Genomic DNA, 24,608 nt, shown 5'->3' on the forward strand with positions numbered 1-24,608 from the left:
GAGGAGAACACACACTGTGCGGATGCACCGGTGGGCGCTGTGCAGATGCACCGGGGGAGTGTCTGAACGACAATATGGTGGACGAGAGGACTCGGTGGGAGCCGCCGACGACAGGGAGGGCGCAGTGACCACAGGTGCCGGACCGGAGGGTGTCGGCTACGCGGGGGTGAGGGAGACGCATTCGTCGGTGGTCTTCTTCGTCGGCGAGCGCGTGCACAAACTGAAGAAGCCGCTCGACCTGGGCTTCCTCGACAACCGCACGCGTGAGGCCCGTGAACGGATCTGCCACCGGGAGGTGGAGCTCAACCGGCGTCTCGCACCGGACGTCTATCTGGGCGTCGCGGACGTCCACGGCCCGGACGGACAGTTGTGCGAGCACCTCGTCGAAATGGTGCGGCTGCCCGACGACCGGCGCCTGGCCGCCGCGGTCCGCCGAGGTGAGGACGTGTCGGTGGTGATCGACGAGGTGGCACAGCAGGTCGCCGCACTGCACGCCTCCTCGCCGCACGGTCCCGAGATCGACCGGTGTGCCTCCGCGGATTTCGTCGCCGAGCTGTGGGATCTCAGTCTCGACCATCTCGGCCGGCTGGAGGTAGGGGCGGATCGTGCCGGGGCGTTGACGCGGATCCGGGAGTCCGTGCACCGTTACCTCGCCGGCCGGGCGGTGCTGTTCGACGAACGCATCGCGGCGGGCCGGGCCGTGGACGGACACGGCGACCTGCTCGCCGACGACATCTTCTGTCTCGACGACGGTCCGCGCATCATCGACTGCCTCGAGTTCGACGACGAGTTGCGCTACGGCGACGCAGTACTCGATCTCGCCTTCCTCGCAATGGATCTCGAACGTCTCGGTGCCGAACCCGCAGCACGGCGGTTGCTCGAGCAATATGGTGAGGTCTCGGGCGATCACCCGCCCTCCTCTCTCGTGCACCACTACATCGCCTATCGAGCGTTGGTGCGCGCGAAGGTGACCGCCCTACGCTACGAGCAGGGTGATGCAGCGGCGCGGGAAACGGCGACCGGTCTCGTCGAGTTGCTCGAGGGACATCTCGACCGGGGACGCGTGCGCATGGTGCTCGTCGGTGGTGTCTCCGCGACCGGCAAGACGACACTGTCGCGCACGGTCGGTGCGCATCTCGGAGCGGACGTAGTGCGCAGCGACATCGTCCGCAAGGAGTTGGCGGGTCTGCAACCCACCGACCGCACCGGCGACGGTACGGATGCCGGTCTGTACGCACCGACGCATTCGGAGGCGACCTACCGCGAACTGCTGCGCCGTGCCGAGACCGCTCTGGCCCGGGGACGATCCGTCGTGCTGGACGCGACCTGGTTGTCGTCCGGGCAGCGCGACGCGGCCCGCAAGGTCGCGGACGGTGCTTCCGTGGATGTGATCGAGATCGAGTGCCGTGCAGACAAGGGAATCCTGTTGCAACGGATGGCATCCCGAGCCGAGCGCGGCGACGATGCCTCCGATGCGACCCCTGCCGTGCTCGAACAGCAACTCCGCCGGCGGGATCCGTGGCCGGAGGCAGCGGCGATCGATACGGGTGTCGAGACCGTCGACGCGGCGCGACTGGAGAGCATGCTCGGTCCAGCGCCCTGGTGATCGCGCCCCGAGAACAGTGAACGGGGATCGCTTCGTCGAAGCGATCCCCGTCGGACCGGAACGATCGGTTCTAGACCTTGCGGGCGATGAGCACCGAGCACGGAGCCTTGTGCAGCAGGTTCTGGCTCGTGGATCCGAGCAGGGCGGCGCGGAACTGGCCACGTCCGTGGCTTCCGACTGCGACGAGTTGGGCGTCGTCGAGGTGCGCGAGCAGGACCTTCGAGGCCGGGCCCCGGTCGATCACACGCTCGACGGTGACCTCGGGGTGGCGATCACTCCAGCCGGCCAGCGTCTCGGCGAGAACCGCGGTCTCCGAGGTCTCCACGGCATCCCAATCGACCAGCGCGGCCGTGGCGCCGACACCGAGTGCGGCGTCACCGAGCCAGGAGTGCACTGCCCGCAGCGGAACCCCGAGGGCCGACGCGAGATAGAACGCGTGAGTGACTGCGGCAGAGGACAATTCGCTACCGTCCACACCGACGACGATCGGCCGGGAATCGGGCAGCGGAGAATCGGTGTTGCCGCGCCACACGACCACCGGGCAGGGCGCATGGTTCGCGACGCGCAGAACGGTGGAGCCGAGGAGGAAGTTCTCCAGCGCACCCGCGCCGGTGGCGCCCATGACGACCAGGCGTGCGTCCTCGGCGGCCTCGAGCAGCGACTTGGCTGCGGGACCGGGACCGATGAAGCTGCTGATCTCGAGCTCGGGGTGATCTGCGCGGACTCGCTCGGCGGCGTCGGCGAGGAGCTTCTTGCCGTCCTCCTCGAGCTGCTGGATCATCTGCGACTGCACGAGCACTGCGGCCTCGCTGTAGAAGATGCCCTCCGGGGGCATCGAGTGCACGAGGTGGAGGGGTGCTCCGATGCGCGACGCGACGGCACCGGCCCACCGCGCTGCCGCTACAGCCGTTTCGGAGCCGTCGACGCCTGCGACGACTGCCTTGCGGGTGCTCGGTGTGCTCATGGATGTCTCCTTCTCGTTGCGACGCGCGGCTTCCCGCGCGCAGGTCGGCCCGAGGCCACGTTACCGCCACGACGCGGCCGTGACCCGGTGTCGACGATCTTCATGATCCCCGATCGGGGAGGCCCCGACCAGAGCCTTCCGGCCTCGATCAGGTCCACAATCGGCGAGCGGCGCGGTATGCCTTCTGCCATCCGCTGTCCAGATGTGCGGCCTGCGCGTCGCCGATCTCGGTCTCGATCCGGAACAGGATCCCGAGCCCGAAACTGGTCTCGGCGGTGTGGCCCTGCTCGGAGAGCATGTCCAGGAGGTGTTCCCGCGCCACGACGGAGTCCTGGAATTCACCGAGCAGATCCTGGAAGTCGTCGAATCGGTCGAGGATCCGCCCGGAACGCTTCGGATGCAGCGGCGCGATCACCTCGATGGCATACCGCATCCGTTTGGCGCCCTTGCGTGCCCGGTGCATCAGCGCGTCGCGCTCCGCCGGGTTCTCGGCGTCGCCGACCCTGTCGACGCGGCGCGAGACCTTTTTCGACAGCGCTGCGACCGCGCGCAACAGTTCCTTCCGTGCCACTTTCGGCCGTGCCCCCGCCGCTTCTGTGGCGGGCGCTATGTCGGTGATCGCCGCGTCGAGGCGGGTGAGCAGCCCGACGTACCGGTCCGAGTCCAGTGTGTCGACTGCTTCGAGGCGGGCGGCCTCCGACCGTGCCGAGAAGTACTCGTCGATACGGGCTCTCGTCGCTTCCCGGTGCGATTCGACCGGGATGTCGGCCACGCGATCCGTGAGCCGTTCCCATTGGACCTCGAGATCACGTGACGGGCTGAGACGTCTTCCGAGCCAACGGAGTTCGTCGACGAGATCGGGATCCACGACGATCTCGTCGGAATAGGTCTGCAGTGCGCTGCGCAGACGCCGCGCGGCCTTGCGCATGCTGTGCACCGCGTCGCGTGCGTCGCGGCGGACGGCGATGTCGGACAAACCCAGGGTGTGCAGTTCGCTCGAGAGATAGTCGCGTACCGGGATCAGGCCCTTCGCGATCGGCGGGCGGGCGGGGAGCAGGTCGCCGAGCACGCGGTGGAGCTTCGACGGGCTCTCCGAACGGGTGATCCCGACGGCCGCGAAGCGTTCCTCGAGTGCTGTGAGGAATCGGCCGATCGTCTCGTCGCCGAGGGTGGAATTCCACTCGACCTCGATCTCCTTCCAGCGGATCTCGGATCCGTCGGCGCTGCGCACGGCGTCGACGTCGTCGACCACCACCTCCGCGACGAAGCCGCCGTCGGACGACCGGAGCCGGTGCCGATGTCGTCGGGTCACGAGCAGAGCGGCCAGGCTCAACGGGGCGCCACGGCGGATGCCGCGCAACAGGGATCCGAGGTCTGCGGGAACGTCCTCGGCCGAGTCGTCGCCGAGGGGGAAGTGCAGTTCGGTGCGGGTGTCGACACCGGAGGGCAGTTTGAGATGCCATCCCGCGTCGTCGCCGCCCTCGCGCCTGCGGAGCGTGATCTTCGAGCGCAGCAGGCACAGGTCGGCGGTGTCGTAGTACTGGGCCGACAATTCGAACCGGTCGACGTCGATCGCATCGACGGACGGCAGTCCCGTCAGGTCCGGAAGCGGCCGGTCGCCGGTGGCGGAGTACTTGCGTTCCGCCTCCTCCGCGACGGTCGCCGACGATGTGCTGGGCATCCATCTGCTCCTCTCGGTGCGCGTTGCCTCCACCTTGCCACGCGGTCCGATATGAGGGGATTCGTCCGACTGTGATCTGCCGATACCGGGCAAAGGGCACTTCGGCCCTGGTCAAGGCCCGGTTTCGGGGTGATCATGGTTCGACGCGGGTCCGGAGGTAGTGATGAAGGTTCTTGTTTCGGTGGCCAGTCGGCACGGTTCGACCGCGGAGATCGCGACTGCGCTGGCCGCGTCGATGCGCCACCACGGCGCGCAGGTCGACGTGAACGCGCCCGAGGACGTCGACGAGGTCGACGCGTACGACGTCGTGGTGCTCGGCAGCGCCGTCTACCGCAGTCGCTGGCTGCGCAGCGCGCGGGAGTTCTCCGACCGGCACGCGGCCGAGCTGCGCGAACGCGACGTCTACCTGTTCTCGTCGGGTCCCGTCGCCTCGGGCGGGAGGTCGGTGAACACGTGCTACGACGCGTGCGCCGTCGCCGAACGCATCGAGGCCGTCGAACATCGCACCTTCCCGGGGAAGCTGGATCCGGCGGTGCTCGGCACCGGCGAACGGATGGTCGTCAGGATGGTCGGCGCCCCTTCCGGTGACTTCCGGGACTGGGACGCGATCGGTGCTTGGGGTGCGCGCATCGTGGCGCGCACGACCGCGCGGGAGCGCGACCTCGACGGCATCGGTTCGGCTCCCGCGCGACGTGGGGCGCGCCGCTAGGCGGATATTCCACCCGGGTGATCGGCCCGAGTCCCGAGCCGGTCGATCAGCCCGAGCTGCCCTGGTAGTGCGTGCTCAGTTCGGCTGCGCGGTCCCAGATCGACCAGTCGACCGGGCGTTCCTCCAATTGGGCCTCGACCACCTCGAACCCGGCGTGCCAGGCGGCGCCGTGTGCGAGGGCGTCCTCCTCGTCGTCGGTGGTGTGGGTGAGGGTGAGCCAGCACCCGCCGGAGCCGTCCGGAGTGAGTTCCCAGTGCAGAACGTCGGTGTCCCAGAGGTATTCCAGGATCCGTGCGGGCCGCACCGTGAGGACACTGCCCATGCTGGTGTGCCCTTCGGGCAGGCCGAAACGGCGGGTCTGTTCCTGCGTCGAGCGGAATTCGAGTGTGGCGCCGGGTGTGAGCGCGAACTCGACGTCGGCAGGGAACCAGGCGCGGAGATGTTGCGGATCGGTCAGGACCCGCCACACCTTCTCCGGCGGGTGGGGGAACGAGCGTTCGAACCGCAGGGCCACCCGCCCGTCATAGGTACGCGAGATGCTGCCGATTTCCATGGAAACCTCCAAGACGAGAACTCGCCGGTCAGCGGGGTCCTGGTGTGCTGTTACTCCATGCTGCCAGGTTTCGTCGGCTTACGAAGCGGGTCGGCCGACCTGTGATCGGATCGTGGAACGACAAGGATCTGGCCAGAAGCTGCAGCGGATTCGAATAATCCTGTGGCTCGAGCTCGTACACCTCCGGATAGAGGTTGTCGCCGAGAATGGGGATTCCGAGCGAGTTCATGTGTACCCGGAGTTGATGCGTCCGGCCGGTCTCGGGACGCAGACGGTAACGCGCACGGTCGTCGGCCGTGTCCACCAATTCGATCGAGGTCACGGCGTTGACGGGACCGTCGACCTCGCGGGCCTGCAGCACGCCGCGCTCCTTGACGATGCGGCTGCGGACCTCGCGAGGGAAGTCGAGGCGCGGCGCGGCCGGGGCGATCGCCTCGTACTCCTTCTCGACGAGACGCCGGTCGAACAGCGTCTGGTACGCGCGTCGCGCCTCGCGCCGGACGGTGAACACCAGGACGCCCGCCGTGAGCCGATCGAGCCGATGAACGGGGGACAGTTCGGGCAGGTCCAGATCCTTGCGCAACCGGACCACGGCGGTCTCCGTCACCCAGGAACCACGCGGGGTGGTCGCCAGGAAGTGCGGCTTGTCCACGACGAGTAGGTTCTCGTCACGGTGGAGGACGTCGATCTCGAAGGGGACGCGCGGTTCGGCGGGCGGATCACGGTAGAGATACACGAATTCGCGTGGGACGTACGGGGTCGAAAATGTGACCGCTGTGCCGTCCTGTACGACCACTTCGCCGGATTCGATCTTCTCCGCGATGCGCGCCGCATCGTTCGGGAAGCGTGTGAGCAGGAACTCCGCTATGGTCTCCCGGCTGGGATTTTCCGGCAGTCGCAGGCGGGTGGGGTTCAGGCCGTCGCGAACGGGGAGGGGAGCTTCGGGCACGGGTCGGAGGTTAGCGGTGCGCCCGGAATGCGAGCGCCGAAGGCCCGACGATAACGCTGCCGGACTTTCCACGATAACGATTGTGTGCAAGCCTGCTTAAGGTTTCTGCACCGTCGATACCCTGGGACGGAAGTGAAGAATGTTACTGGAGTGCAAGGGGAGCATGTTGTGACGATGTCGGCGAAAACCGGAACACGTCGGCGGGGGGGACGCGCTCTCGTGCGGCTGCTGGTGGCGGCACTGGTCCTTCCGCTGGCGCTCGCGTTCAGTGGGCTCGGCGCCGGCACGGCTGCGGCCGATCCGTACGATCGCTTCCACGAGGACATGGTCGCCGCCCCGGGTGGGGTCGGGGCGATCAAGGTACGCATCTGGCGGGCGAACAACGGCAGCAACAAAGCCGTCTATCTGCTCGACGGTCTGCGCGCCACCGACGATGTGAGCGGCTGGGAACACGAGACAAACGCGGCGTGGCTCGCCGATCACGGCGTCAACGTGATCATGCCGGTGGGCGGACAGTCGAGCTTCTACGCCGACTGGTACGCGCCGAGCAATTTCAACGGCCAGCCCTACACCTACAAGTGGGAGTCCTTCCTCACCCAGAACCTCCCCGACCATCTCGCGAACGTCTACGGCATCGACCGCAACAACAACGCGGTGGTCGGCCTGTCGATGGGCGGTAACGCGGCGCTGATCCTGGCCGCCTACCACCGCGACCAGTTCAAGTTCGCCGGCTCCCTCTCGGGTTACCTCAACCTCTCGGCCCCCGGTATGCGCGAGGCCATCCGTCTCGCCATGCTCGACGCCGGCGGATACAACGCCGACGCGATGTGGGGACCGCCCTGGGACTCGGCGTGGCTGCGTCACGACCCGTTCGTCGCGGCGCCGCAGATGCGCGGACTGCCGATGTGGGTCTCCGCGGCGAGCGGTCTGCCCGGCCAGTACGACCGGCCGAACTCGCTCGTGGGCAGCTTCAACACGACCAACGCCATGGGTCTCGAAGCGCTCGCCCGCACGCAGAACCGCGCCTTCCAGGTGCGCCTGCTGACCCTGGGTATCGATACCGCACACTTCTCGTTCCCGATCGTCGGTACCCATTCGTGGGGTTACTGGCAGGACGAGCTGTGGGCGATGCTCCCGATGCTCAAGTCCTCGATTGGCGCCTGACGCCACCACATCGCTGGTCGGCCGCACCGTCGTCGTGACGGGGGCCACCAGCGGTGTGGGCGAAGCGACGGCCCGCGCCCTCGGGGCTGCCGGCGCCACCGTCGTCCTCGCCGGTCGCAACGTCGACCGGGGCAAGCGCATCGCCGACGAGATCGGCCCCCGGGCCGAGATGATGTCGCTCGATCTCGCCGACCTCTCGGCGATCCGTGCCTTCGCAGACGCCTTCGCCGATCGCCGGATCGATGTCCTGGTCAACAACGCCGGGGTCATGGCGGTGCCGCTGGGTCGCACCGCCGACGGGTTCGAGATGCAGATCGGAACGAACCATCTCGGACACTTCGCCCTGACCGGACTGCTGTTGCCGCGTATCACCGGCCGCATCGTCACGGTGTCGAGCGCCGCCCACCTGATAGGCCGGATCGATCTCGACGACCTCAACTGGGAGCGCCGCCCGTACAACCGCGCCGCGGGGTACGCACAGTCGAAGCTCGCGAACCTGTTGTTCGCGCTCGAGCTCGAACGACGCCTCGCCGCCGCCCGCTCACCGCTGCGCGCCGTCGCGGCCCATCCGGGCTACGCGGCCACCGAGGTGGGCAGCCACACGGGGACGTGGTTCGACCGGTTGTTCGGTTTCGGCAAGACGATCCTGCAGCGCACCCCGGATCAGGGAGCCGAATCGGTCGTGCTCGCCGCTTCCGATCCGGGCATTGCGGGCGGCTACATCGGTCCGAGTCTCCTGCTCTACGGAGCGCCCGGTGTCGCCACCGTGGGGCGTCGGGCCCGCGACCGCGAGACCGCGACGCGGCTGTGGGAATTGTCGGAGAAGCTCACCGGAGTGCACTTCGAGATCGGCTGATAGCGTCGTCGCCCGCACCCCGTGACCGCCGCCCGACGGGCGCCCCGCGGTCACGGGGTGCGGCGCATCGGCACGTGGTCGATCCCCGCCTCGAGGTAGTTCGCTCCGGTGCGCACGAACCCGAATCGCGCGTACCAGTGCTCCAGGTACGCCTGCGCCGAGATGTCGACCACCCCCGGGCAGGTCCCGAGCGCCGCCTCGATCAGCTCCGCGGCGAGGCCGCGCCCGCGTGCGTGCCGGGCGGTGGCGACACGGCCGATGTGGGCGACGTCCCCGTCGTCGTGGAGCACGCGCAGCGTCGCGAGGACCTCGTCACCCTCCCGCGTCCAGAACAGTTCGGTGGTCGGGTCGAGATCGCGGCCGTCGAGTTCCGGTTCGCTGGTGATGCCCTGCTCGAAGACGAACACATCGGTCCGCAGAGCGACGATCCGATACAGACTCTCGGGGCCGGTCTTCCTCAACGGGGCATGGTGGATGGACAGCACGTCCCGATCGTAGGGGGCGGGCTTCACCCGGCTGTGACGGTGGGGCGGGGCTTCACCCGGCTGTGACGGTGGGGCGGGGCTTCACCCGGCTGTGACGGTGGGGCGGGGCTTCACCCGCCCGTCGTGAACCCGTCGAGCAGTCCCGCATAGCGCTTCGGCGGGGGCGTCGCGAACTCTCCTCGCTTGCCGGTCGCCAGGCCCATCGTGAACAGCGACGGCACGGTCAGCGTCGCGGCCGCGACACCATCGACCACCGGCACCCCGATCTCCGCGGAGATGTGGGCGCACAGGTCGGCCATCCCGGCGCAGCCGAGCACAACGGTGTCGGAACCGTTTTCGCTCAGGGCGTCGAGGCACGCCTCGGTGACGATCCTGCGTGCGTCGGGATCGCTGTCGAGGGCCAGCACCGGCAGGTCGCACGCGTGCACGCCCCGGCACGCGTCGCGCATACCGTAGCGGTGCGCGAGGTCCCACGCGCGTCCGGTCGTGCGAGCCAGCGTCGTGACGACGGAGAAGCCGCGCCCCAGGACCGCGGCGGCACGCATGGCGGCCTCGGCGATGCCGACGACGGGCCCACCGGCGAGCTCGCGCGCCGCGTCCAGTCCGGGATCGCCGAAGCACGCGATGACATAGCCGTCGACGCTGTCGCGTTCGCCCTTCTCGATCTCGGTGAGGATGCCCGGCACGGCGAGCGCCTCGTCGTAGTGGCTCTCGATCGAGGGTGGGCCCATCGTGGCGGTCATCGACCACGTGGTGTTCGGGTTGACGACCTCGATGAACATGGAGGATCAGACTGCTTCCTGTGCGACCCGGTCGGGGAGACGGACTGCGAGGCGGGTGCGGGTCGCGAGCAGGTGGTAGACGACGAAACCGAGACCGCAGCCGATGAACCAGCTGTACTGGGCGGCGGTTCCCATGCCGGGCGCATCGTTGAACAGCACAGGGATCATCGCTACCACGGCGCCGACGACGGTCGCGATCACCGCGGCCGGGTTGTAGCCCTTGCGGTAGAAGTACGCGCCCTTCTCCGACATCGTGAACAGGTCGTCGACGATCACCTTCTGCTTGCGCACGAGGTAGTAGTCGGCGATGAGGATGCCGAACAGCGGACCGATGAACGCGCCCAGGGTTTCAGGGTGTAGTGGATGACCTCGGGGTTGTCGTACAGATTCCACGGGGTGATCAGTTCGCCGTAGACGGGCAGCGTGAGCGACGCGGTGATCACCACGAGCAGCGAGAAGACCAGGAAGTTCACCGGCAGACCGAGGAAGTTGCCCTTCTTGACGGCGGCGTAGGACATCCCGTACCGGGAGAAGTCGCCGAAGTTGAGTATCGGGCCGGAGAAGTACGAGACCACCAAGACGATCGCGCCGAGCATGACCGGCACCGACGCCCATCCGGTGTGCGTGACCTCACCGAGGGTCAGATCGATTGCGCTCCAACCGGCCTGGGAGATCAGATAACCGCACAGCAGGAGCATCACGACGTAGGCGGCCGGCCCGCAGAAGTCGATGAACCGCCGGATCGACTCCATGCCGCGCCAGAACACGCAGGCCTGCAGCACCCAGAGCGTCAGGAAGCTGGCCCATCCGAGTGCGGACAGGCCGGCGAACCCGTAGTCCTCGACCACCGCATAGGGTGCGAGCGAAGGGAACAGCTTGATCAGCACCACGTCGAGTGCCGCCGAGGCGAGGAAGGTCTGGATCCCGTACCACGCCACCGCGATCAGACCGCGGATGATCGCGGGGATGTTCGCACCGAGGACGCCGAAGACGCTGCGGCAGATCACCGGAGAGGGCGCACCCGTGACCTGGCTGGGCTAGTGCGTTCCGGCGGTCTCGGGGGCCGACACCTTGGCGACGAGATTGCAGAAGAAGTAGACGATCGTGATGCCCACGAGCAGGGCCACGAGGACCTGCCAGCTGGCCAGACCGAGAGCGAACAGGCTTCCGGCGGTGACGTACCCGCCCACGCTGTGGACGTCGGACATCCAGAACGCGAAGATGTTGTACGAACCCCACCGCTGGTTCTTCAGCGGAGCGAGGTCGTCGTTGGTCAACCGCGGGTCGTATCCGGTCGCGGGCGGCGGGGCTGCGGCGGGGACGTTGCCGGCGCTCGGTGTCAGCACTTCGGTCATGCCTGCTCCTGTGCGAGGGGGAGCCGCCCGTGTCCCGGTGCGAGCCCGGTGGGCGGAGTCGAATCGATCGACGGAACATCAACGGCGGTGGTGAATTCCGATGTGCAGACCGTAACGGAGCGATATTGCCGGAGAGTTACCCGGCTCTCGCGGCGATAGCCACGCGAGTCGCCTTCCTGCACAGCGCATTCGAGAAGACGGTGCGACTCTTCGACGCGCCGGTCGTCCTCCTCGGTGGCGTTGCGCACGGCCGCCGTGAGCGACGCCGATTCGAGAGTCTCACGGACTGAATACATCTCGCGCAGCTCCACGATCGTCAGCTGGGCGACGATGTATCCATGGTTCTGCCGGTGGGTCACGAGACCTTCGCCGATGAGGGTCTCGAGTGCTTCCCGGACCGGGATGCGACTCACCCCGAACAGCTCCGCGACCTCCCCGACGGGGATCGGTGTGCCCGGGGGTGCGGCTCCGGAGAGGAAGGCGCGGCGCAACTCTTCGAGGATCACGTCCTGCGGGCGGCCCGGTACGTCGACGCGGAGCTCGTCCAGCAACGCGGATCTACGGCGTGGTGCCACGACCGGGTCCTCCTTCGTCACCGGAATGCGAGTGCTCGACTCCGCGAAGGTAGTCCCGTCGTGCTACGTCCTCGTCTCCGCCGTGTGACGGGGATGACCACCTCATACCCCGCCGCGCGGAGGGAAGGTCGGCAGCGTCGGCATCGGCCGCGGTGAGGTGGGCGTACCCGTGGTGGGGCGAGGCGTCCCGGTGTTCGGCGTGTCGCTCTCCTCGGTGTCCCGGCGCGGGCGGTCCTCGTCCGGCTCGGTCCCGCGACCCGGTCCGCCGCGCCTGGTGAAGCCACCGGCGGTCGACGTCGCCGTGGTGGCGGAAGCGGCGGTGGATTCCGCAGCGGGCTCGGCGGTCGCTGCCGAGGTGGGGGTCACCACCGGTGCCTCGAACTCGGGTTCCCCCGTCGTCGTCTCCGCGGGCTCGGTGGTCGTGGTCTCGGTCGTCGCTGGGGTCGTGCTCGTCGCCACCGGCGACCCGATGTCGAGCGTCGGCTCGGCCGCAGGACGCAGGACCTGCCGCTCGACGGGCTCGGCCTGCGGGAACACGAACAACGCACCGACGCCCAGCACCGCGAACACCGCCACCGACGCCGCGATGACGGGAACGGTGCGCTTCGCCCGACGATCGCGACGGGGGAAGCCCTCCCGGTCCAGCGGTTCGAGCCGGCGCCCGAGATCGAGCAGTTCCGCCTCCGAGGGCTGCACCGTGAGCAGCCGTCCACGCAGGTGCGCGGGCAGAGGGGTGAAGGGGAGAAGCGAGAACGTTCCGAGCGCATTCGGCACGCGGGGCACCGCACGGTCGACGAAGTCCTGCGCATGGGCGAGGACACGTCCGTCGCCGGCGGAACCGAGCAACGCCTCGATCTCGTGGGACGAGAAGTGATGCCGGACCGTGAGGTCGACGACCTCACGCGCGGTGCCGTCGAGCAGGTGGACCGCCTCACGGACGTCGAGCACGTCGGAAGCGGCCTGATAGGCGGGGTCGGCCGCGGGGAGATATTCGAGGGCGGAGCCGGTGCGCTCGAGCACGCGGATGCATTCGGCACGGACCACGGCGTAGAGCCAGGCCCGCAGGAGACTCTCGTCGCGCAGCGACCGGATCCGCGCGGTCGCCGTCCAGACCGCGTCGTATACCACGTCCGAGGCCGATGACACGGCGACGAAGCCGCACGCGTACGCGTACAGGCCGGGGGCGAAACGGTCGAAGACCGCTGCCGTGGCGTCCGGCTCCCCGTTCCGCAACGCTGCGGCGAGTTCGCGGTCCGGACGTCCGGGGTGGTGCCCCATCGATGGAACCTCCCTGTCGTGCATGCGCCCCCGCGCGCCTGCGGTCGTGAGTTCCGGGGAAGTCTACGAGCAGGTGCGCCCCACGGCGAGGATGCGATCCATCGGGACCGTCGACGCCGGAAACGGGAGTGTCGCCACGCGGCGCGCGTCCGTAGGGTGGCGGGCATGGGGTGGACCACGAACGATATTCCGGATCTGTCGGGCCGCACGATGATCGTGACGGGGGCCAACAGCGGACTCGGTGCAGAGACCGCCCGGGCGCTGGCGCACGCCGGTGCCGAGGTGGTGCTCGCGTGCCGCGATGTCGCCAAGGGTGAGTCGGTCGCGGCCGATCTCGGCGACCGCGCCACCGTGCGCCGTCTGGACCTGGCGGATCTCTCGTCGATCCGTGCGTTCGCCGACGAGGTGCGTGCCGAGCACGCGCGTATCGACGTCCTGGTCAACAACGCCGGCGTCATGGCGGTACCGCTGCGGCGGACGGCCGACGGTTTCGAGATGCAGATCGGTACCAATCACTTCGGCCACTTCGCGCTCACCGGGTTGCTGCTCGACCGCATCACCGACCGGGTGGTGACGGTCAGCAGCACGATGCACCGCATCGGCAGCATCGATCTCGACGACATCGATTGGGAACGTCGCCGCTACGAGCGGTGGCTCGCCTACGGGCAGTCGAAGCTCGCGAACCTGTTGTTCGCGTACGAACTGCAGCGACGCCTGACCGCAGCCGGATCGAGCGTGAGTTCGCTTGCCGCGCATCCGGGTTATTCGTCGACGAATCTGCAGTACCGCAGCGAGTCCTGGCACGGGAAGATCGTCGAACTCGTCACCCCGATCATCGGGCAGTCCCCGCAGCAGGGTGCGCTCCCGACGCTCTACGCGGCGACCTCACCGAATGCGGAGCCGGGTGGCTACTACGGGCCGGATTCCTTCTTCGAGATGCGCGGCCGGCCGAAGCGGGTGCAGTCCACCTCGCGGTCACGCGACGAGATCCTGGCGCGGAGGTTGTGGGAACTGTCGGAGCGGGTGTGCTCCGTCGAGTACTCGATGCCCTAGATCTTTCGATACCGTAGATCCTGCAGTTCTCAGGTCAGGGTGAACGAGACCGGCGGCAGATCGTCGCGTCGGCACAGTCCGGTCTGATCCACGAGGTCGAGGGTGCGCAGATAACGCCGGACCAGATCGCCTGCCGAGAGCCCCGCATCCGATGCGGTGCGCAGGGCGGCGGCGAGTCCGTCCCCGCGTGCCCAGCGGTGGATCGCGGCGACGGCGATCGGATCCGGATCCGGCCCCACTTCCAGGCCGAGACGCTCTTCGCGTCCGGCGAGTTCGCTCCACAGCCGTGAGGTGGCGCGCAGCGCCTCGTCGATCGCCGGGGTGGTGCGTCCCGGGACTCCGACGGTGCGGCGCCGGGTCTCGCCCAGAGCGCTCGAGGCGACGGCGGCGAGCTCGGCCGGTGTCAGCCCCGACCACGCGCCCGTCCGCACGCATTCGGCGACGAGAAGGTCGTTCGCGCAGTAGATCCGGCCCAGACGACGACCGTCGTCGGTGACGTAGGCCGACCCGCCCATCGGGTCGCGGAGCAGATAACCCCGCTCCTCGAGCAGATCCAGTGTGCGATCGAAGGTCTCGACGAGGCGTCCGGTGACCGTGTCGATCTGCGACCGCATCCGTTCGGTGTCGCCGTGCACCGCGGCGCGTCGCGCAGAGAGGGCGAGGAGGCGCTCCCTATCGCCGCGTCGATGCGCAGGATGCGACCGCACCGCCCGTGCCAGCGACGTCACCAGCTCGGCCGAACCGGAGCGTCGTGCCTCGGCGAGCCGGTCGCACAAGTGCCGGTACTCGGTGAAGCCCTCGGCGTCCCCGAGTTCGGTGTCGAGATCACGCAGCGCCGTCGTGTTCGCGCGGACGGCGTCGGTGAGCGCCGCGACGGATCGTTCGGCCTGGAACTGGGCGAACGAGCGTCGCAGGAACTCGCGGGAGCCGGGGATGCCGCGACCGGCGACCAGGTTGACCGCGGTGTTGTAGCCGACGCGCAGCGAACTGTGGAGCGGGTACGAGCGTGCGCCGGCGAGGCCGGCGACGGTCGCGGGGGCGGCCTCGGGACTCCACAGCACGACGGCGTGTCCTTCGACATCGATGCCGCGCCGACCGGCGCGACCGGTGAGCTGGGTGTACTCGCCGGGGGAGAGGCGCACCGGTCCGTCGGCGGTGGGTTTGACGAGGCGTTCGAGGACGACGGTGCGCGCCGGCATGTTCACCCCCACGGCGAGGGTCTCAGTGGCGAACACGACCCGCACGAGACCGCGGGCGAACAACTCCTCGACGGTGTGACGGAAGGCCGGGATCAGACCGGCGTGGTGCGCGGCGAAACCGCGTTCGAGTCCTTCGAGCCACTCGGCGTGACCGACGGCGTCGAGATCTGCGGGCGGCAGCGCTGCGGTGTGCCGGTCGGCGACCGCGCGGATCTCGGCGACGTCGGCCGCCTCGGTGAGCCGAACCGACGATTCGAGGCATTCGGCGACGGCGCCGTCGCACCCGTTGCGGCTGAACCGGAACCAGATGGCCGGCAACAGTTGTTCGGCCTCGAGCCGGGCGACGACCTCGGGCAGGTCGGCACCGGCCGGTCCGGGTGCTCCGCGCGCACGTCGCCGTCGTCGTCCACGGCCGGTCGCGGGGCCGGGCGCGGCCTCGACGAGCTGGCGGTGGGCGATGTACCGCTCGAGGGTCTCGTCGACGGTGCCGGACGGGGACAACAGGTCGAACAGCCGCCCGCCGGCGAGCATGTGCTGGGTGAGCGGGACGGGCCGGGTCTCCTCGACGACGACCGCGAGGTCGCCACGGACGCCGCGCAGCCAGCCGCCGAACTCCTCGGCGTTGCTCACCGTGGCCGACAGGCTGGTCAGCCGCACGTCACCGGGAAGGGAGAGGATCGCTTCCTCCCACACCGCACCGCGCTCGCGGTCGGCGAGATAGTGCACCTCGTCCATGACGACGTGGGTGAGTCCGTGCAGGAGCGGGGAGCCGCCGTGCAGCATGCTGCGCAGCACTTCGGTGGTCATGACGACCACGGGCGCGTGCGGGTCCAGCGAGATGTCGCCGGTGAGCAGACCGACGCGGTCGTCGCCGAAGCGACGCGACAGGTCGAAGTACTTCTGGTTGCTCAGCGCCTTGATGGGGGTGGTGTAGAAGCAGCGTCCGCCCGCTGCGAGCGCGAGACGGGCGGCGAATTCACCGACGACGGTCTTGCCCGCCCCGGTGGGGGCGCACACCAGGACGTCGCGGTCGTCCTCGAGGGCTCGGCAGGCCTCGACCTGGAAGTCGTCGAGGGGGAAATCGAGTTCGGTCGCGAACAGCGCGAGCTGCGACCGGTCCTGCGTGCGCACGTGTCCACGCTACGGGTCGGCGCGGACATGTGCGCAGCGCAGGGCGACTCAGTCCTCCGTCACCTTCGAGGGTGACTCAGTCCTCCGTCACCTCGAGGGTGACTCAGTCCTCCGTCACCTCGAGGGTGACGTCGATGTTGCCGCGGGTCGCGTTGGAGTACGGGCACACCTGATGGGCCTTCTCGGTGAGCTCGAGCGCCTGCTCGCGGGGGAGGTTCGGAAGAGTCACCTCGAGGGTGACGGCGAGACCGAATCCGCCGCCGTCGGTCGGGCCGATGCCGACGCGGGCGCCGACCGCGGAGTCGCTGACGTCCGCCTTCTCCTGTCGGGCGATCATCTGCAGTGCCGAGTGGAAGCACGCGGCGTACCCGGCGGCGAAGAGTTGTTCGGGGTTGGTGCCCTTCCCGCTGCCGCCCATCTCGGTGGGGATGGACAGGTCGAGGTCGAGCTTGCCGTCGCTGGTGCGGGCGTGGCCGTCGCGGCCTGCTCCGGTGGCGAGTGCTTCGGCGGTGTAGATGATGTTCACGATGTCCTGCCTTTCTTCGAGAGTGCGCCGGGTGCTTCCTGCAACGCGGCGGTCAGGCGGTGGAGCGTCTCGCGCAGCGCGACCAGTTCGTCGACGTCGAACCGGCTGTCCCGCGTCACGCAGCCGGGGATGTCCGTGGCCTCTGTCCGGAGTGCATCTCCCGCTTCGGTGAGGTGGACGACGACACGACGTTCGTCGGTCTGCTGCCGGCGTCGTTCGACGTATCCGGCGGCCTCGAGCCGTTTGAGCAGGGGGGAGAGTGTGCCTGTGTCGAGATCGAGCGAGTCGCACAGATCCTGCACGCCTCGCGCATCGCGTTCCCACAGCGCCAGGAGCACCAGGTACTGCGGGTAGGTGATGCCCAGCCGATCGAGATGTGGCCGATATGCGGCCGTGATGGTGCGGGAGGCGCGGTAGAGCGCGAAGCACACCTGCTGGTCGAGTTCGAGTGGAGACGGCACGGGAATGAATGTAGCGCCCCGTTTTGTTGTGCACAACATTAATGGCCACAACTCGATACGTGTTCCGGATCACTTCCATGTGGGAATTGAGAGTGCTCTGGGCACGTTAGTTGAGTGAGAATGGCTCAAGTTCGACAGAAAGGCTTCGGAATGCCGGCATTCTTCGGGCCTGGTGACCCCGGCCGAATCGACATCACTCGTTTCATGAGCCGCGGTACCCAGGACCTCCTCGCCCACGCAGCGCGCTACGCCACCGACCGTGGTGACGCGGAACTCGACGTGCTGCACCTCCTCCGCGCGATGGCGGAGCAGGATCCGTCCCGCACGGTCATGACGCGCGCCGGAGCCGACCCCGCCGACGTCGCTGCCGCCGTCGACCAGCGGCTGCCGCAGAGCCGCCCCGGTGAGGCCGTCTCCGCACCCGCACTGACCGGTGCCGTGAAGACCGCACTCCTCGAAGCGCACCAGCTCTCGCGTGCGCTCGGCTCCACCTACATCGACCCCGAGCACCTGTTCTTCACGCTCGCGGCCGACCAGACCCGCGCTCCCGGACGCCTGCTGGCGTCCCTGGGCGTGACCCCGCAGGCGTTGCAGACCGCACTGCAGCCCACCCCCGCAGCTCCCGCCGCGGAGGAGACCCCGACGCCGACGCTCGACAAATTCGGCGTCGACCTCACCGAGCGGGCGCGCGGCGGCGGCATCGACCCCGTCATCGGCCGTACCGACGAGATCGAGCAGACGATCGAGATCCTCGCGCGACGCACCAAGAACAACCCGGTGCTCGTCGGTGAGGCCGGCGTCGGCAAGACCGCCATCGTCGAAGGACTCGCCCAGCGCATCGTCGACGGGGACGTCCCGGACATCCTGCAGGACAAGCGGATCGTCCAGCTCGACCTGACGGCGATGGTCGCCGGAACCCGATACCGGGGCGACTTCGAGGAACGTCTCACCACAGCGCTCGACGAGATCACCGCCCAGCAGGGCAAGATCATCGTCTTCATCGACGAGATCCACACCGTCGTCGGCGCAGGCGCCGGCAACGAGGGCGCGATGGACGCGGCGAACATCCTCAAGCCGAAGCTCGCCCGCGGTGAACTGCATGTCGTCGGTGCGACCACCCTCGACGAGTACCGCAAGCACATCGAGAAGGATCCGGCGCTCGAACGCCGTTTCCAGCCCGTCACGGTCGACGAGCCAGCACGCGACGACGCCGTCGCGATCCTGAAGGGTCTCGCCGATCGGTACGCCGAGTTCCACAAGGTCCGGTACACCGACGAAGCGCTCGAAGCGGCCGTCGACCTGTCGATGCGGTACCTGCCCGACCGGCACCTGCCGGACAAGGCGATCGACCTCGTCGACCAGGCCGGTGCACGACTGCGCCTGCGGGTGCCGCGCACCGACGTGACCGAACTGCGTTCGAGGCTGGACGAACTCGAAGCGGAGAAGGATCGCGCCGTCGAGGCCGAACAGTACGAGGATGCCTCGCGCATCCGCGACGAGATCCTTCGCGTCCAGGCTCGGATCGACGGTGGCGACAGCGAGGGCAACGGAGAGGGAACTCCGACCGTCGACCCGGAGCTGATCGCCGAGATCGTCTCGCGGGCCACCGGAGTCCCCGCATCGCGGATGACCCGCGCCGAGAAGGAGAGGCTGCGCACTCTCGAGGACGAGCTGCACAAGCGCGTCGTCGGACAGGACGAAGCCGTCCACGCCGTGGCACGTGCCGTGCGGCGCAGCCGCTCCGGCATGAGCGACCCGCGTCGTCCGGTGGGCAGCTTCCTGTTCCTCGGTCCCACCGGCGTCGGCAAGACCGAGCTCGCGAAGGCCCTCGCCGAGGTGCTCTTCGGTGACGAGCGCACCATGCTGCGCATCGATATGAGCGAGTTCGGCGAACGCCACACCGTGAGCCGTCTCGTCGGCGCCCCTCCCGGTTACGTCGGTTACGGCGAGGCCGGACAGCTCACCGAACAGGTGCGTCGCCACCCCTACTCGGTGGTGCTGCTCGACGAGATCGAGAAGGCGCACCCGGACGTGTTCAACACACTGCTGCAGGTCCTCGACGACGGTCGCCTCACTGACGGTGAGGGACGCACGGTGGACTTCACCAATACCGTCGTCATCATGACCAGCAACCTCGGTTCGGACATCATCTCGAGCCGCGGAGGCGCGCTCGGCTTCACCACCGGTGACGCCGAGGCGGCCGAGAAGCCGCTGCGTGACCGGGTCATGGGACGGCTGCGCGAATCGATGCGGCCGGAGTTCCTCAACCGCATCGACGAGATCGTGATGTTCCGCAAGCTCGACGACGACCAGCTGCACCGGATCACCGAGCTGCTGCTCGACGACAGCCGGAAGCGGCTGCAGAGCAGGGGGATCGACCTCGAGTTCACCGCCGACGCGGTGGCGTGGATCGCCCGCAACGGTCACCAGCCCGAGTTCGGTGCCCGTCCGTTGCGCCGCTCGATCTCCCGGGTGGTCGACGACCGCATCGCCGACATGCTGCTCGACGACGCGCTCGCCGAGGGCAACCGGGTCACGGCGGACGTCGTGGAAGACGAACTGCTGCTCCAGGTGAGCTGACCCGCACGACGAGGAAGGGGAGAGATGCCACGGCATCTCTCCCCTTCCCGCGTTCGGGGGGGTGGTCAGCGGGCGGTGAGACGACGGATCGCCTCGAGCGGCAGATGAAGCCACGAGGGACGGTGCCGAGCCTCGTAGACCACCTCGTAGACCGCCTTGTCGAGCTCGTAACCACGCAGCAGGACGTCGGAGCCCCGTGGATCCGTGCCCGAGGCAGCTGCGTAGCCGTCGCAGAAGGCGGCACAGTTGCGTTCGGCCCACTCCCGGGCCCGGAACTCCCGCTGCGACTCCACCGCCGTGCCTTGTTCGGATTCACGGATCGAATGATGCGCGGCGTAGTCGAACGACCGCAGCATTCCCGCCACGTCCCGGAACGGACTGTCGGGCTTGCGGCGCTCCTCGAGCGACTTCGCGGGTTCGCCCTCGAAGTCGATGAGCAACCAGCGCTCGGGGGTACGCAGCACCTGCCCGAGATGCAGGTCGCCGTGGATGCGGTGCACCGGAACCTGACCCAGCGCCGCAACCTCATCGAACCGGGCCCGGACCGCGTCGGTGAGTTCGGCGAGCTCGGGGACCTCGGCCGCCGCACCCTCGAGCCGGCGGATCATGCCCTCGGCCAGTTCGGCGGCGGCGCGCTCGTCGGTGCCGAGCGCGGAGCCGAGATGGGCGTGCACATCCGCCACGGCCGCACCGATGCGATGGGATTCCCCGGCGAAGTCGGTGCCCACCTCGTCGGCGCGCAGGTCTCCTTCCAGGAGCAGGTCCCGGACACTGCCGAGTGCCATCGACCAGCCGTCGGCCGAGTTCGCCGCGAAGTCCTGCACCATCGCCAGCGTGGTGCGGACCCCGTCGACCTCCGCTTCGATCCATGCCCGGATCGGGGCGATCGACCGACATCCGTCCTCGCCGAGCGCGAGCGGCAGTTCGACGTCCGGATTGATGCCGAGCGTGAGCCGACGAAACATCTTGAGCAGCAACTTCTCTCCGAGGACCACGGAGGTGTTGGACTGCTCCGCGCTCAGCGCACGCCCACGCAGGCCCGGTTCGATGACCGCACCCGGCACGGTGTGGAGGTCCACCGGGCCGGCGGGGGTGCCGCTCGCCAGATTGCGCGAATACCGGTCGAGGATCTCCTGATCGCGGAGGCCGTCGTAGACGTGCAGGCCGTGGTCGTGGGAGTCGTCGGGGCCGACCACGCTCCACGACTGCAGTTCCTCGGGGAGATGGGAACGGAAACCGAGGGGCACTTGATAGATCTGGTCCGCGGTCGAGTCGAACGAGACCTTCACGATCAGATGGTCGGCCCCGAAACCGGACTCCTCCACGAGCGGATGACGCAGGACGACACCGATCCCGGTGATGGTGTGGCCCTTGGCCGCGAACCATCGCTGGTGCGGCATCCATTCGCGCAGATCCTCGACGAGCCGTTCGTCCGGGTAGAGCTCGTTGTTGGTCGTCACGGCTGCACCGCCGCTTCCGCTTCGCTGCTCACCGGGTGTTCGCCCGGTCCCTCCTTGGACGGATCGGGTTGCAGGGCGAACCAGAAGAATCCGTGACCGGGCAGGGTGATCATGTAACCCTCCTCCGTGATCGTCGGGAACGGGACGGACCCGGTCAGCTCCACCGGGATCCACCCGGCGAAGCGCGACAGATCGAGGACGACCGCCTGCGGATAGCGCGACAGGTTGTTCACGCACAGGATGACGTCGCTGTAGTTGCGTTCCGGGCCGGGCGACATCTCGCGCAGATAGGACAGGATCGCGGGATTCGCGCTGCCGAGTTCGGTGAACGAGGCCTCACCGAAGGCCGGATGCTGCTTGCGGACCTGGATCATCCGCCGCGTCCAGTGCAACAGCGAGTTCGTCGAGTTCATCTGCGATTCGACGTTCACCGCCTGGTACCCGTAGGTGGGATCCATGATCACCGGCAGGTACAACCGGCCCGGATCGGCGCGGGAGAAGCCCGCGTTGCGGTCGGGGGTCCACTGCATCGGGGTCCGCACCGCGTCGCGGTCGCCGAGCCAGATGTTGTCGCCCATGCCGATCTCGTCGCCGTAGTACAGGACGGGGGAACCCGGCAGGCTCAGCAACAGAGCGGTGAAGAGCTCGAGCTGGTTGCGGTCGTTCTCCAGCAACGGCGCCAGACGACGGCGGATGCCGATGTTCGCGCGCATCCGCGGGTCGGTGACGTACTCGGCGTACATGTAGTCGCGTTCCTCGTCCGTCACCATCTCGAGGGTCAGCTCGTCGTGGTTGCGGAGGAAGATGCCCCACTGGGCGGTCTTCGGGATCGGCGGGGTCTGGGCGAGGATCTCCGAGATCGGGAAACGGTTCTGTCGCCGCACCGCCATGAAGATGCGCGGCATCAGCGGGAAGTGGAAAGCCATGTGGCACTCGTCGCCGATCTCGGGTTCGCCGAAGTACTCGACGACGTCGGTGGGCCACTGGTTCGCCTCCGCCAGCATCACCCGGCCGGGATATTCGGCATCCATCACCGCACGGCACTTCTTGAGGAAGGCGTGCGTCTCGGGGAGGTTCTCGCAGTTGGTCCCCTCACGCTCGAACAGATAGGGGACCGCGTCGAGGCGGAACCCGTCGATGCCGAGATCGAGCCAGAACCGCAGGACGTCGAGCATCGCGTCCTGTACTTCGGGGTTGTCGTAGTTCAGGTCGGGCTGGTGCGAGAAGAACCGGTGCCAGTAGTACTGCTTGCGCACCGGATCCCACGTCCAGTTGGACGTCTCGGTGTCGACGAAGATGATGCGGGCTTCCTGGTATCGGTCGTCGACATCCGACCACACGTAGAAGTCGCCGTACGGCCCGTCGGGGTCGCTCCGGGATTCCTGGAACCACGCGTGCGTGTCGGACGTGTGGTTCATGACGAGGTCGGTGATGACGCGGATACCGCGTTTGTGCGCCTCGTCGAGGAAGGTGACGAAGTCCTCGACCGTGCCGAATTCCGGTAGCACCGCCCGGAAGTCGCGGATGTCGTAGCCGCCGTCGCGGAGCGGTGAATCGTAGAAGGGCGGCAGCCAGATGCAGTCGGCGCCGAGCCACGCGATGTAGTCGAGTTTCTCGGTCAGCCCCCGCAGGTCGCCGGTGCCGTCGTTGTTCGAGTCGTTGAAAGCGCGGGCGAGAACCTCGTAGAACACCGCGGTCTTGAACCAGTCCGGGTCGACGGGCAGGCTGCGCGCATGGGCGAAGTCCTCCGCCCGGCTCTCGACGAGATGACCGTCTTCGGTGTGTTCGTATTCGGGTACTCGGTCGGACGGATCCGGCATGGCACCTCCGTGCTCGTCGCGTCGCAGGATGGACTCGCCCCAGAATGCCCCGGCGGACGGATTTCCACACCCGGACAGGACGGAACGCTATGTGAGTGCACGTGTGCGCCGATAGATTGGCGGGCATGACTGCGAACCGGCCCGAAGGGCGGGTGGCCGAGCTGTGCTCCCGCATGCGTTCGTTCATCGACGACGAGGTGATTCCTCTCGAACCCGTCCTGAGCCGTCACGACGACAAGGCCGCCGAGGCGCTCGTCGGGCTGAAGGCCAGGGCGAAGGAACTCGGGCTGTGGGCTCTGGGGCATCCCGAGGAGATGGGAGGGGGCGGGGTTCCCTTCCTCGACTTCGTCTACCTCAACGAGATCATCGGCCGCTCCGAGTACGGTCAGCTCGCGGTGGGATCGGTGTCCATGCAGGACGCCCTGATGATCCAGCGGCACGGCACCGCCGAACAACGCGAGCGCTGGATCCCAGGGCTCGTCTCCGGCGACATCCTGCCCTCTGTCGGCATGACCGAGCCGGAGGTGGCGGGATCCGACCCCGTGCTCGTGCAGACCACCGCCCGGCTCGAGAACGGCGAATGGGTGATCGACGGGCACAAGTGGTTCACCACCGGCGCCGCGCAGGCCGGCTACTGCACGGTCTTCGCCCGGACCGAACCCGAGTCGACTCCGCTGCACCGCAGCATCAGCGCGATCATCGTGCCCATCGACACCCCCGGACTCGAGATCGTGCGGGCGATCCCCACGATGGGGCACGACCCGAGCGATCACTACGAGGTGCGGTACGACGGTGCGCGCGTTCCCGAGGAGAACGTGCTCGGTGAACGCGGCAACGGCTTCGTCGTCGCGCAGGACCGGCTCGGGCCGGGACGGATCTTCCACTGCATGCGGTGGCTCGGCCAGGCCCAACGGGCCTTCGAACTCATGTGTGCGCGCGCCAACTCCCGCTTCGCCCACGGATCGCTGCTCGCCGAGAAGGGTGAGCTCCAGCGCTACATCGCCGAATCCGCCGCCGACATCCAGGCCGCCCGTCTGATGACGCTGGACGCCGCGCGGGTGATGGATGCGGGGGAGGACGCCCGGGTCCGGATCGGGCTCATCAAGTTCCGCGGCGCGCAGATGCTGCACGATGTCGTCGACCGTGCGATCCAGGTGTACGGGGCGCTCGGTCTCACCGCCGACACGCCGCTCGAGGGGATGTACCGGCGGGCGCGCTACGCCCGTATCTACGACGGCCCCGACGAGGTGCACCGGATGTCCACGGCACGGCGGATGCTGCGCGACCCGGAACGCGTGCCGTGGCGGTAGACCGCCGGCCGCTCGTGACCAATGCGACCTGCTCTTCGCACTAGGGTTCTTCGGCACGCCGGGAGGTCGATGCAAGTATGTGGCGTGGCATCGGGGGAGGTCGGCAACAGG

19 protein-coding genes and 2 pseudogenes are annotated in these 24,608 nt (G+C 68.3%); 7 read left to right on the plus strand and 14 right to left on the minus strand.

Annotated elements, in window-relative coordinates; genetic code table 11:
- The first annotated feature begins 94 nt into the window (after nt 1–94).
- On the plus strand, nt 95–1,606 hold the full coding sequence (locus KXC42_RS03720) for a bifunctional aminoglycoside phosphotransferase/ATP-binding protein (RefSeq protein ID WP_219129944.1): 1,512 nt from the start codon (nt 95–97) through the stop codon (nt 1,604–1,606).
- A 70-nt stretch (nt 1,607–1,676) separates the two neighbouring features.
- Here KXC42_RS03720 and KXC42_RS03725 read toward each other — a convergent pair whose 3' ends face one another.
- Both KXC42_RS03725 and KXC42_RS03730 read right to left on the minus strand, forming a co-directional pair.
- Complete coding sequence (locus KXC42_RS03725) at nt 1,677–2,570, minus strand: universal stress protein (RefSeq protein WP_064062131.1); 894 nt, start codon at nt 2,568–2,570, stop codon at nt 1,677–1,679.
- Between the two features lie 148 nt (nt 2,571–2,718).
- Nucleotides 2,719–4,251, minus strand: a complete 1,533-nt coding sequence (locus KXC42_RS03730) for a CYTH and CHAD domain-containing protein (protein ID WP_219129945.1) — start codon at nt 4,249–4,251, stop codon at nt 2,719–2,721.
- Nucleotides 4,252–4,414: 163 nt separating this feature from the next.
- Here KXC42_RS03730 and KXC42_RS03735 point away from each other — a divergent pair, with 163 nt between their 5' ends.
- Nucleotides 4,415–4,960 carry a flavodoxin domain-containing protein gene (locus tag KXC42_RS03735; protein WP_217580163.1) on the plus strand — a complete coding sequence of 182 codons (546 nt, stop codon included), beginning with the start codon at nt 4,415–4,417 and terminating at the stop codon, nt 4,958–4,960.
- 46 nt (nt 4,961–5,006) lie between these two features.
- Here the strand turns inward: KXC42_RS03735 and KXC42_RS03740 are convergent, their stop codons facing one another.
- Nucleotides 5,007–5,513, minus strand: coding sequence for an SRPBCC family protein (locus KXC42_RS03740; protein WP_006551738.1), 507 nt, complete (start codon nt 5,511–5,513; stop codon nt 5,007–5,009).
- Nucleotides 5,514–5,541: 28 nt separating this feature from the next.
- Nucleotides 5,542–6,462, minus strand: a complete 921-nt coding sequence (locus KXC42_RS03745) for a pseudouridine synthase (protein ID WP_219129946.1) — start codon at nt 6,460–6,462, stop codon at nt 5,542–5,544.
- A gap of 174 nt (nt 6,463–6,636) precedes the next feature.
- Here KXC42_RS03745 and KXC42_RS03750 point away from each other — a divergent pair, with 174 nt between their 5' ends.
- Together KXC42_RS03750 and KXC42_RS03755 are read left to right on the plus strand one after the other, a co-directional pair.
- The gene (locus KXC42_RS03750; protein WP_051121583.1) at nt 6,637–7,626 is read left to right on the plus strand and encodes an alpha/beta hydrolase family protein; all 990 of its coding nucleotides are present in this window, start codon (nt 6,637–6,639) and stop codon (nt 7,624–7,626) included.
- A complete protein-coding gene (locus tag KXC42_RS03755) occupies nt 7,616–8,482 on the plus strand; it encodes an oxidoreductase (RefSeq protein ID WP_006551735.1) in 867 nt (288 codons plus the stop codon). The genes KXC42_RS03750 and KXC42_RS03755 overlap by 11 nt, the downstream gene beginning before the upstream one ends.
- 50 nt (nt 8,483–8,532) lie before the next feature.
- On the opposite strand, the gene KXC42_RS03760 is transcribed toward KXC42_RS03755, so the two are convergent.
- From KXC42_RS03760 to KXC42_RS03780, 5 genes and pseudogenes are all read right to left on the minus strand, one after another.
- The gene (locus tag KXC42_RS03760; RefSeq protein WP_219129947.1) at nt 8,533–8,967 is read right to left on the minus strand and encodes a GNAT family N-acetyltransferase; all 435 of its coding nucleotides are present in this window, start codon (nt 8,965–8,967) and stop codon (nt 8,533–8,535) included.
- A gap of 110 nt (nt 8,968–9,077) precedes the next feature.
- Nucleotides 9,078–9,749 carry an aspartate/glutamate racemase family protein gene (locus KXC42_RS03765; protein ID WP_219129948.1) on the minus strand — a complete coding sequence of 224 codons (672 nt, stop codon included), beginning with the start codon at nt 9,747–9,749 and terminating at the stop codon, nt 9,078–9,080.
- A 6-nt stretch (nt 9,750–9,755) separates the two neighbouring features.
- Nucleotides 9,756–11,104: pseudogene (locus tag KXC42_RS03770) on the minus strand (NCS1 family nucleobase:cation symporter-1).
- Nucleotides 11,105–11,244: 140 nt separating this feature from the next.
- A pseudogene (locus KXC42_RS03775) lies at nt 11,245–11,679 on the minus strand (GntR family transcriptional regulator); the annotation flags it as partial.
- Between the two features lie 102 nt (nt 11,680–11,781).
- Nucleotides 11,782–12,957, minus strand: coding sequence for an RNA polymerase sigma factor (locus KXC42_RS03780; protein WP_219129949.1), 1,176 nt, complete (start codon nt 12,955–12,957; stop codon nt 11,782–11,784).
- Nucleotides 12,958–13,122: 165 nt separating this feature from the next.
- Between KXC42_RS03780 and KXC42_RS03785 the strand changes: the two genes are divergently transcribed.
- The gene (locus tag KXC42_RS03785) at nt 13,123–14,010 is read left to right on the plus strand and encodes an oxidoreductase (RefSeq protein WP_219129950.1); all 888 of its coding nucleotides are present in this window, start codon (nt 13,123–13,125) and stop codon (nt 14,008–14,010) included.
- Between the two features lie 29 nt (nt 14,011–14,039).
- On the opposite strand, the gene KXC42_RS03790 is transcribed toward KXC42_RS03785, so the two are convergent.
- From KXC42_RS03790 to KXC42_RS03800, 3 genes are all read right to left on the minus strand, one after another.
- Nucleotides 14,040–16,340, minus strand: a complete 2,301-nt coding sequence (locus tag KXC42_RS03790; protein WP_033096807.1) for an RNA helicase — start codon at nt 16,338–16,340, stop codon at nt 14,040–14,042.
- A 103-nt stretch (nt 16,341–16,443) separates the two neighbouring features.
- Complete coding sequence (locus KXC42_RS03795) at nt 16,444–16,866, minus strand: organic hydroperoxide resistance protein (protein WP_006551727.1); 423 nt, start codon at nt 16,864–16,866, stop codon at nt 16,444–16,446.
- Nucleotides 16,863–17,327 (minus strand): MarR family winged helix-turn-helix transcriptional regulator, encoded by a 465-nt coding sequence (locus tag KXC42_RS03800; RefSeq protein WP_006551726.1) that lies wholly within the window; start codon nt 17,325–17,327, stop codon nt 16,863–16,865. The genes KXC42_RS03795 and KXC42_RS03800 overlap by 4 nt, the downstream gene beginning before the upstream one ends.
- Before the next feature lie 150 nt (nt 17,328–17,477).
- On the opposite strand from KXC42_RS03800, the gene KXC42_RS03805 reads away from it, so the two are divergent.
- A complete protein-coding gene (locus tag KXC42_RS03805; RefSeq protein WP_039587633.1) occupies nt 17,478–19,907 on the plus strand; it encodes an ATP-dependent Clp protease ATP-binding subunit in 2,430 nt (809 codons plus the stop codon).
- Nucleotides 19,908–19,972: 65 nt separating this feature from the next.
- Here KXC42_RS03805 and KXC42_RS03810 read toward each other — a convergent pair whose 3' ends face one another.
- Both KXC42_RS03810 and treS read right to left on the minus strand, forming a co-directional pair.
- On the minus strand, nt 19,973–21,307 hold the full coding sequence (locus KXC42_RS03810; protein WP_228045099.1) for a phosphotransferase: 1,335 nt from the start codon (nt 21,305–21,307) through the stop codon (nt 19,973–19,975).
- Nucleotides 21,308–21,363: 56 nt separating this feature from the next.
- Entirely contained in the window at nt 21,364–23,187 is a 1,824-nt protein-coding gene (gene treS / locus KXC42_RS03815) for a maltose alpha-D-glucosyltransferase (protein ID WP_033096804.1), read from the minus strand.
- 125 nt (nt 23,188–23,312) lie between these two features.
- Here treS and KXC42_RS03820 point away from each other — a divergent pair, with 125 nt between their 5' ends.
- On the plus strand, nt 23,313–24,497 hold the full coding sequence (locus KXC42_RS03820; protein WP_219129951.1) for an acyl-CoA dehydrogenase family protein: 1,185 nt from the start codon (nt 23,313–23,315) through the stop codon (nt 24,495–24,497).
- The last annotated feature ends 111 nt before the right edge of the window (nt 24,498–24,608 follow it).

It is taken from the genome of Rhodococcus sp. LW-XY12, from assembly GCF_019317345.1.
GTDB classification, from domain to species: Bacteria; Actinomycetota; Actinomycetes; order Mycobacteriales; family Mycobacteriaceae; genus Rhodococcus; species Rhodococcus pyridinivorans.

Bases quoted from the DNA above. Each gene is read 5' to 3' on its own strand.
- KXC42_RS03725 (WP_064062131.1), bottom strand. From the start codon at position 2,570: ATGAGCACACCGAGCACCCGCAAGGCAGTCGTCGCAGGCGTCGACGGC.
- KXC42_RS03730 (WP_219129945.1), bottom strand. From the start codon at position 4,251: ATGCCCAGCACATCGTCGGCGACCGTCGCGGAGGAGGCGGAACGCAAG.
- KXC42_RS03735 (WP_217580163.1), top strand. From the start codon at position 4,415: ATGAAGGTTCTTGTTTCGGTGGCCAGTCGGCACGGTTCGACCGCGGAG.
- KXC42_RS03740 (WP_006551738.1), bottom strand. From the start codon at position 5,513: ATGGAAATCGGCAGCATCTCGCGTACCTATGACGGGCGGGTGGCCCTG.
- KXC42_RS03750 (WP_051121583.1), top strand. From the start codon at position 6,637: ATGTCGGCGAAAACCGGAACACGTCGGCGGGGGGGACGCGCTCTCGTG.
- KXC42_RS03765 (WP_219129948.1), bottom strand. From the start codon at position 9,749: ATGTTCATCGAGGTCGTCAACCCGAACACCACGTGGTCGATGACCGCC.
- KXC42_RS03780 (WP_219129949.1), bottom strand. From the start codon at position 12,957: ATGGGGCACCACCCCGGACGTCCGGACCGCGAACTCGCCGCAGCGTTG.
- KXC42_RS03785 (WP_219129950.1), top strand. From the start codon at position 13,123: ATGGGGTGGACCACGAACGATATTCCGGATCTGTCGGGCCGCACGATG.
- KXC42_RS03805 (WP_039587633.1), top strand. From the start codon at position 17,478: ATGCCGGCATTCTTCGGGCCTGGTGACCCCGGCCGAATCGACATCACT.
- KXC42_RS03810 (WP_228045099.1), bottom strand. From the start codon at position 21,307: ATGCCGCACCAGCGATGGTTCGCGGCCAAGGGCCACACCATCACCGGG.
- treS (WP_033096804.1), bottom strand. From the start codon at position 23,187: ATGCCGGATCCGTCCGACCGAGTACCCGAATACGAACACACCGAAGAC.
- KXC42_RS03820 (WP_219129951.1), top strand. From the start codon at position 23,313: ATGACTGCGAACCGGCCCGAAGGGCGGGTGGCCGAGCTGTGCTCCCGC.